This is a genomic window from Caballeronia catudaia (assembly GCF_001544755.2).
GTDB classification, from domain to species: Bacteria; Pseudomonadota; Gammaproteobacteria; order Burkholderiales; family Burkholderiaceae; genus Caballeronia; species Caballeronia catudaia.
This window is the reverse complement of record NZ_FCOF02000092.1, coordinates 1-7,748: the sequence shown is the minus strand read 5'-3', so window position 1 is coordinate 7,748 and position 7,748 is coordinate 1. Positions and strand designations below refer to the sequence as shown.

Here is a 7,748-nt window from a genome sequence, read left to right as displayed (position 1 = left end):
AACCAGGTGAAGAACAAGCCTGAACAGGTCGAGCAGCCGCGACCGGATTATGTGCGCTCGACCAATTTTGTTCCTCTTGAGGTGGGTTCAGACGAGATTCTCGACAGAGTTCAGATCGGCTGAACTTCGGCAATGAACGCTGCTGCTTTCGATGTCTTGCTCACCGACCTGCGCCTCCCCGATATGGCGGCGTTGATTTGGCGCGGATGGTCATCGCCCGCCATCCAGCTATTCGCGTGCTCTTCGCCTCGGGCGAGATCGCTTTTGCGGACGATGCCACAGACTTCCCGTGGAAGGCTCTATGCAAACGCTACTTAGTGTTGGAACTCGAGGAAGCACTACGAGACGCCGGCCGCCCGCAATAGCGTTGGCGCCATCCAGATAACTTTCGCGAGTCGGTTTTTGGGCCGTCCGATCGCGCCAGCGCGGCATTCTGCGCCCCCGGTCCCTATCGTCGGCTCTTGAATTTTTGCAGAAGTTTTACTACGTTATTTCTAGCTCAGGCAGTGTGTCCTCCGCCCGATCGGTCGCACGCTGCGTGTTTCGATTTGTTTGCTGGCAGCACGGCAGGCGAACTGGAGCGCGCAAGCCCGTTCTCTTCCTTGCTGCGTCGAAGGAGAAGACGATGAGCCACGTCTATCTGCGCTCGAACCGCATCGGTGGCACCGGGCGTCGCTATCAAACTCCAGCGCCTTTTTCTGCATGTCGCTGCTCGCGCAGCGCGGCCGGCGCTCGTCTCGGGGCTTCCCCCGCGCCGAGGATTCGCCAGCCTCCGTCTCACATCCACCGACGATAGCGCAACGGCGATCGTCGGCGACGGAGCGAATGCCTCGTGTCCGACGCCGCAGCGCCTGGATCGGCGCGGCAGGACGACGCGGAGCAGTCGGGACGTCGCGTCTTCGCGCCGGGGGGCGGGCGACTTCGCATCGCGGTGGCGGATGAGGGAACTACTGCGGGGTACGCGTCGGGGATTTTCAATGAGCGGCGCTGCTGAACTGTAGACAGGCTTGAGATGAAAACGGTGATTCGTTACCGGAACGTTGCGAAGCTTTCACGTCCCGATCTTCATCAGATGATCGAGCGGCTCGCTGACCGGGTGCTCGGTCCGCATTTGTCTCACTTCCCGGCCGAGCGGCTCCGTTTGCACGCGACCCTGGACAGGAGCCGCCACCATGGTCTCTATCGCGTCCGTTTGCAGATGACGCTCTCGGGGGCGACGCTGGCGTGCGCAGAGGAGTCGTCGCGATTGGAAAAGGCAATCGAACACGCTCTCACGGAGCTGGATCGGCAGGTCGAACGCCACGTTGCACATCTGCGTCACGAGGACGCATGGCGTCGCAAGGAGCGGCGCGTCGGCTTGCGGCAACTCAAGTCCGCACTGACTGAAGAAAGCGACGCAGAAGCGTCGTCCTTCAGCAGCCTCGTTCGCCCGCTGCTCGCATCGCTGCAGCGCTTTGTGCAACGGGAGCTTTCGGACCTGCAGGCGCGAGGCGAACTCGACCCGGGTGAGCCGTCCGTCGACGAGATTGTCGATGAGGCGTTGGCCCGTGCGTGTGAGCAGTCGGCAACCCGCCCGCGTAAGCTCAACCCGCTGCAGTGGTTGTACCAAATAACGCTGAGCGTTCTCGCCGACGAAGTGACCCGCCGTCAGGACGAGGCAGGTCGCTGCATCTCGCTCGAGGGCAGACTGCCGATCGCGCTACGTGAGCCGCGAGAAGACGAGGAGATTCTGTTTGCCTACTGGCAGCCCGACGAGGTCCTGCGTCTCGAGGACGTGATACCAGCAGCGGACGTGACGCCCGAGGAGGCCGTGAGCGAGCGAGAGCTCCGCGCGCTGCTCGCGACGCTCCTTTCGGAACTGCCGGCGCCCTGGCGCCGCGCAGTCGTACTTTGCCGGCTCGAGGGGCTTGCAGTAGGCGATGCCGCCCAGGTAGCCGGTGTGACGGCGGAGGAACTTGAGCAGGGGCTGGCGCATGCCGACGCGTTCCTTCGGGCGAGACTTGGAGCGCTACGGTTGATCCCGCAGGCGTCGGACGAGCCCGCTGGCTACGTGATGCCAGGTGTGCTGCCGCCAGCGTCGGGCCTTTCTCAAAAATTCGAGCAGGCAACGCGGCGCGACATTCGAGAGCCAGAGAAGCAACGACGATGAAAGTTCGCGCGATTGCGAGGGCGTAAGAAGTGCCGTAGAGACCGGCTGACCTGCGGCGACAAGCGACCAGCAATTGAAGTGATACCGGTGAAGACATCATGAGCAAGATCATTGGCATCGATCTCGGCACGACGAACTCCTGTGTGGCGTTAATGGAAGGCAAGCGGGTCAAGGTAGTTGAGAACGCAGAAGGCGCCCGCACGACGCCATCAGTTGTCGCGTATCTCGACGGTAGTGAGCTGCTCGTGGGCGCGTCTGCGAAGCGGCAGTCGGTCGCCAACCCGAAAAACACGTTGTTTGCGGTCAAGCGCCTGATCGGCCGCCGGTTCGAGGAAAAGGAGGTGCAGAAGGATATCGGGCTCATGCCCTACAAAATTGTCAAGGCGGAGAACGGCGACGTGTGGGTCGAAGCACGCGACAGCAAGCTCGCGCCGTCGCAGGTCTCGGCCGAAGTCCTGCGCAAGATGAAGCAGACCGCTGAAGACTACCTCGGCGAGTCGGTCACGGAAGCTGTCATCACGGTGCCCGCCTACTTCAACGATAGCCAGCGCCAGGCGACAAAGGACGCCGGGCGCATTGCTGGTCTCGAGGTCAAGCGGATCATCAACGAGCCCACAGCCGCTGCGCTCGCCTTCGGGCTCGACAAACGCGAAAGCCGTGACCGCAAAATCGCTGTCTTCGATCTTGGCGGGGGGACCTTTGACATTTCGCTGATTGAGATCGCCGATGTTCACGGAGAAAAGCAGTTCGAAGTGCTATCGACCAACGGCGATACCTTTCTGGGTGGCGAAGACTTTGACCAGCGCATCATCGACTATCTCGTTGGCGAGTTCAAAAAGGAGCAGGGCGTTGACCTCTCGAAGGACGTGCTCGCATTGCAGCGCCTGAAGGAAGCCGCCGAGAAGGCCAAGATCGAACTATCGTCGAGCCAGCAGACTGAGATCAACCTGCCGTACAGATGCATTGAAACGGTCCGACATGGAAGAAATACAAGCCCGGATCGGCGCGCTGGCGACGGCGTCGCAAAAGCTCGGGGAGCGGATATATGCGGGCAATCCATCGCAACGAGACGGTCCGAACGAAACCGCCGGGCAACACGAATCCCAGCGGACGAGCCGGGATGACGATGTGATTGACGCAGACTTCGAGGAGGTGAATCAAAAGCGGTGACACTGGGACGCTCACTCGGCCGTCAAGGATCGGCGCAGGCCTGACCCCTGAGAGAGCGCTCGTATGGATCGGACCGGTTGCGCGCCACGTGCAGCGCTGCGGCGTTCGTCAGCCGGCGCGCATGGGTAAGAGGTCTGGCTATGAACATGCAACATATACGGGTCGTGACTGCGGTGGCGTTGGCTATGTGCTGGTCCGGCGACGCAATGCCGACGAGTGCGCCGGTGCGCACCTTGCCGCTGCAAGACGATATCTGGATTACCGGTACCATCCAGCGTGGCAGCGATCAATACGCTCCTGGCGACTATACGACGATTTTGCTGGATCGACCGGCGGCCTCGCCCTGTAGCGACAAGGTCGTCACCGATATGCTTCTCGGTATCGGTGGCACCCCGGGTCCCACACTGCTGCTTCCCTATCTCGACCAGCGGGTCGCCGTCAAGGGGCGCGTGAACTGTCCTCGCTCGGGCATACAGTTCTCACCGCAGCCGGACGTGGTGTTTCCTGTCTGGTAGAGGTCGACCGGTGCAAGGCGGTGCATCGAGTACCGAGACGTGGGGGCTCGACTCGCGGGGCGTTGTGGTGCGGGGCGGCGGCTTGAACGAGATCCAGCGTGCGCGCGCTAAAGCTAAGTCCGCCAACATCAAGCGCGCTGTCGCGCCCCGGAACCCTTGCGCCCCGAACTGGCTGAGCGATGCGCTATTGAAGTGGTGGCACCACGCCTAACTTTTCGGCGAGCATCCTCTCGTAGACACCGAAATGCAGATCGACCTCTTCCTGCGTCACCACTGTTACGAGGATATTGACCTGCGCGGGTTGCAAGCCCAAGACCGTCGCGATCGCTGCTTCGAGTTGCGGCGCGCATAAGCGGTCTTCGGCGAACGTGCTGCCAACCGCGATCTCGTAAGTGGCTTCCTTTTGCGCCACGACTTCGACCATGCGCGCACGCGCGCTCATGTTGTTGTCGATCGCAAGCCGAATGACCTGGACCGCCGTACGCATCGTCTCAGTCGGGAAGCCCTTCGTCGAGCGCAGCCGGATACGGTGCCGGCCAAGGGTCAGCCAATCGTATTCGAATTCCATAATGTCCTCGCAAGGGCCGTCAGGAACGTTCAGAAAATATAGGATGCGCCCGCCCGATTTCAAGAGCAGAAAACTCGCAACATCCCCTTGAAATTTCGGCGCGAGATCCTATCTTGAATTTCGCTCAGGCAGTCGCGCAAGCAGTTCGGCGCGCTGCGTGTTTCGATTTGTTTGCCCGCAGCACGGCAGACGGACTGGAGCGCGTAGGCCGGTTCGTCTTCCTGCTGGTTCCAAGGAGGAAATGATCATGAGCGATCTCTATTCCGGGATGGACCTTTTCAGCGAGCTCGATCGCCTGCAACGGCAGATGGCGAGCACGTTCAGCGGTTTCCCTTCCAGCATCCGTTCCGGGCGCTTCGGCGCTTTTCCGCAAATCAACATCGGCTCGACCGACGACTCTATCGAGGTCGTTGCGTTTGCGCCCGGGGTTGATCCGAAGAGCTTCGACGTGTCAATTGACAAGGGCCTATTAAGCATCAGCGGAGAGCGTGTGGCGGCGCAACCCGCGACCGCCGGTGATGAAATGCGCACCTATGCGCAGGAGCGATTCGTAGGTTCTTTTCGGCGCGTCATTGAGCTGCCGGAGCATGCGGACCCTGACAAGGTCACCGCGCAATACACCAATGGCTGCCTGACGGTGAGCATTGGCAAGCGGGAGGCATCCAAGGCACGAGCTATTACCGTTCAATGAAACGTCACAGTCGAAGGAGAACATCATGAACGCGACAACAGAGCTTGCGAGGAAAGGCGAAAACGCGGTCGCCGGCAGGGAGGGGGAGTCGTCCGAGCGGCGAATCACCTTAACACCGCCGGTCGACATCTTTGAGAATAGCCAAGGCGTTATCTTGTGGGCGGATTTGCCTGGTGTAACGAAGGACCGGCTCGACGTGAAGGTCCACGACGGAAATCTGTTCATCGAGGCGGAGGCGGTGGTACCCACCCCGGCAGGGTTGCGGCTGCAGCACGCCGAGATCCGCCAGCCTCACTTTGCGCGAGCGTTCTCTCTCGGTTCCGACCTGGATGCATCGAAGATTGATGCCAATCTGAAGGACGGCGTGCTGCGGCTGACGATCCCACGACGGGACGAGGCCCGCCCCCGCCGGATCGAAGTGCGTACGGGCTGAGCCGGCAAAGCGGGAGCAGCAGGAGACCTCGGGGTGGCGGTCGTAGACCGCCACCCACAAATTCAAGTCGTCTTGCTAACGAATCGGCAGGAGCAAACCATGAATACCGATCCAAAAAAATGGAACCCCTTCAAGTTCCTGCGCGGGGCGACGCGCAAGTCTGATGCGGACGCGGAGCACTCGCCGGGCGGTGAACAGTCGCGGTCGGCGTGGCCTGACATGCCTCGATTCTTCTCACGTGATCCGTGGCGCGCCGTCGAAGAATTTTTTCAAGACCCCTTTGCCGGACGCGGGGCGCTGGAAAGATGGTTTGGCGACTTCAGCTCATCGCGCTTCCAGCCGCGTATTGACGTCGTCGACGAAGGAAAGGTGCTGCGCGTGACCGCCGAGTTGCCCGGGATGGAGCGCGAGGATGTGAGCGTAAGCGTCGAGGATGGCACGCTCGTCTTGCGTGGCGAGAAGAAACAGGACGTTCGCAGCGAAGAGGACGGCTGCTACCGACTGGAGCGAGCCTATGGGCGCTTTACGCGGACAATCCCCATGCCGGAAAACGCCGAGCCGGATCGCGCCCTGGCCAAATTCGACCACGGCATACTCACGTTGACCGTGCCGAAGTCGGAGTCGGCGCGTTCCGCGAGCCGCACGATCGATATTGGCTAGGATGACCGCGTAGTGCGATGCCCGTAGCATGTTGATCGGCAAGTGGGGCCGTTAGCTCAGCTGGTAGAGCAGCGGACTTTTAATCCGTTGGTCACTGGTTCGAACCCAGTACGGCCCATGAGATATCCCGACGTCAATGTTGCCGCCGCAGGTGTCGCACTTTCGGATTTCTTGGTAGTCAGCGTGACGACCAATTGGCTGAGTCGAGGGGAGGCGATCAGCTCGCGCAAACGGGCGCGTTATGACGCGTACGGCTGGCGCTCGCAATCCTCGACGCATACTGCACAGCATCGTTGCGCGTGCCGGATTGGATGTCACACCAGAATTCCTGATGGCAGGCGCCGAGAACGCGGGCGGCGTGATAGCGGTGGGCGTGACTCGCCAGCCAGAACCGGCGACCATCGAAGAATACCTTCATGGCGGGCCGTGCGGCGCGCATCGTACCTAAGCGAATGGAAGCCAGCGCGTCTTCCACGGCTGGGCTGCCAATCGCTTCTCGCATGAGGAATTCGTCGCTCACCGACAATTGCGAAAACTTGAGGTAGTCCAGGCCGAGCACGCCGGATGGGAGCTTGGGCGACGGCGCGCCTGGCGCTCGAGAATCTCTGGGCATGTAACTCAGATCCTCCAGGGGCTCCTCGCATATTCACGGTTATCGCGCAGCGTTGGCCCCGTCGTCCGTTGGGTGAATCGATCCCGCTTGCCGCGTCTTCATGGGTCTCGTGACCGCGGAAAAGCCGAGCCGGCGCAGGGCGGTGTTCGCTTGTGCCATGAAGGCCTCGGGCCAAGTGCTGCAGAGAAACTCAAAGGCGGGTCGGGCCTCTTTTAGCAGCGAGGAGAGCGCATCATTGCAGGCAGCTCCCGATGGCATGGAATTCATCGAGTCGCCGAAGAGGACTTGCTGCACAAGGGCGACGCCGCCGCGCTCCGCCACGAAAGAAATCACGGGATAAAAGCGCGGATCTTCGACGATGGCTTGGCCGTACGTCTCAGCCAAGGCGATTAAAGTCGCCATGTCCATGCGCGACGGCGCCACAGGAACATGGATGTGACTTGACGCATAAACGCGCTGCATCGAGGTTTGACGCATAAGCGTCACGACTTTTTCAAGTTCCGACACGATGCGCGCGACCGCGCCATCGGCCATAGCCTCGCGAGCGCTAGCGCTTGAGCTCGCGAGGTTCGTCGAGTCGTTCGTCGCCTCAAGCACCGGCAACAGATCCCGGATGTTCGAGATCTTCTTGTCGTTCACCAAAATCAGCGCGTCGGCGAGATATGCGGCCTGCTTATCGGGATCATTGATGAAGTAGGGACTGATGTAACCGCGGTCGAACTGCATGCCCTCGACCACATCCAGTTCGTTCTCGAGCGACTTGCCGTCTTCGACGGTGATCACGCCTTCGTTGCCCACTTTTTCCATCGCCTGCGCGATGATCGTCCCGATCGCCTCGTCGGCGTTCGCGGAGATCGAGCGACCTGGGCAATTGTCACGGGGCGGCGTAATGACGCCGGGGATGGGCGGCGTAATGGCGCCAGCAGAAGCGGGGTAAAACGCGGATTCG

8 protein-coding genes, 1 tRNA gene and 1 pseudogene are annotated in these 7,748 nt (G+C 61.1%); 7 read left to right on the top strand and 3 right to left on the bottom strand.

The window, feature by feature from the left end:
• Positions 1-1,012: 1,012 nt before the first annotated feature.
• From AWB75_RS35695 to AWB75_RS35685, 3 genes are all read left to right on the top strand, one after another.
• Complete coding sequence (locus tag AWB75_RS35695; RefSeq protein ID WP_061128639.1) at positions 1,013-2,149, top strand: RNA polymerase sigma factor; 1,137 nt, start codon at positions 1,013-1,015, stop codon at positions 2,147-2,149.
• 98 nt (positions 2,150-2,247) lie between these two features.
• Positions 2,248-3,273, top strand: a complete 1,026-nt coding sequence (locus AWB75_RS35690) for an Hsp70 family protein (RefSeq protein WP_407642206.1) — start codon at positions 2,248-2,250, stop codon at positions 3,271-3,273.
• 186 nt (positions 3,274-3,459) lie between these two features.
• The gene (locus AWB75_RS35685) at positions 3,460-3,834 is read left to right on the top strand and encodes a hypothetical protein (protein ID WP_061128638.1); all 375 of its coding nucleotides are present in this window, start codon (positions 3,460-3,462) and stop codon (positions 3,832-3,834) included.
• 184 nt (positions 3,835-4,018) lie between these two features.
• Here AWB75_RS35685 and AWB75_RS35680 read toward each other — a convergent pair whose 3' ends face one another.
• Complete coding sequence (locus AWB75_RS35680; protein WP_061128637.1) at positions 4,019-4,402, bottom strand: hypothetical protein; 384 nt, start codon at positions 4,400-4,402, stop codon at positions 4,019-4,021.
• Positions 4,403-4,649: 247 nt separating this feature from the next.
• Between AWB75_RS35680 and AWB75_RS35675 the strand changes: the two genes are divergently transcribed.
• The 4 genes from AWB75_RS35675 (at position 4,650) to AWB75_RS35660 (ending at position 6,304) form a co-directional block, all read left to right on the top strand.
• Positions 4,650-5,093 (top strand): Hsp20/alpha crystallin family protein, encoded by a 444-nt coding sequence (locus AWB75_RS35675; RefSeq protein ID WP_061128640.1) that lies wholly within the window; start codon positions 4,650-4,652, stop codon positions 5,091-5,093.
• A 25-nt stretch (positions 5,094-5,118) separates the two neighbouring features.
• Positions 5,119-5,526, top strand: a complete 408-nt coding sequence (locus tag AWB75_RS35670) for an Hsp20/alpha crystallin family protein (RefSeq protein ID WP_061128636.1) — start codon at positions 5,119-5,121, stop codon at positions 5,524-5,526.
• Positions 5,527-5,625: 99 nt separating this feature from the next.
• A complete protein-coding gene (locus AWB75_RS35665; protein ID WP_061128635.1) occupies positions 5,626-6,186 on the top strand; it encodes an Hsp20/alpha crystallin family protein in 561 nt (186 codons plus the stop codon).
• Between the two features lie 45 nt (positions 6,187-6,231).
• A tRNA-Lys gene (locus tag AWB75_RS35660) sits at positions 6,232-6,304 on the top strand.
• Between the two features lie 99 nt (positions 6,305-6,403).
• Here the strand turns inward: AWB75_RS35660 and AWB75_RS35655 are convergent.
• Both AWB75_RS35655 and AWB75_RS37935 read right to left on the bottom strand, forming a co-directional pair.
• Positions 6,404-6,799 (bottom strand): hypothetical protein, encoded by a 396-nt coding sequence (locus tag AWB75_RS35655; protein ID WP_143746661.1) that lies wholly within the window; start codon positions 6,797-6,799, stop codon positions 6,404-6,406.
• 579 nt (positions 6,800-7,378) lie between these two features.
• Positions 7,379-7,748 (bottom strand): annotated as a pseudogene (locus tag AWB75_RS37935) (hypothetical protein); the annotation flags it as partial.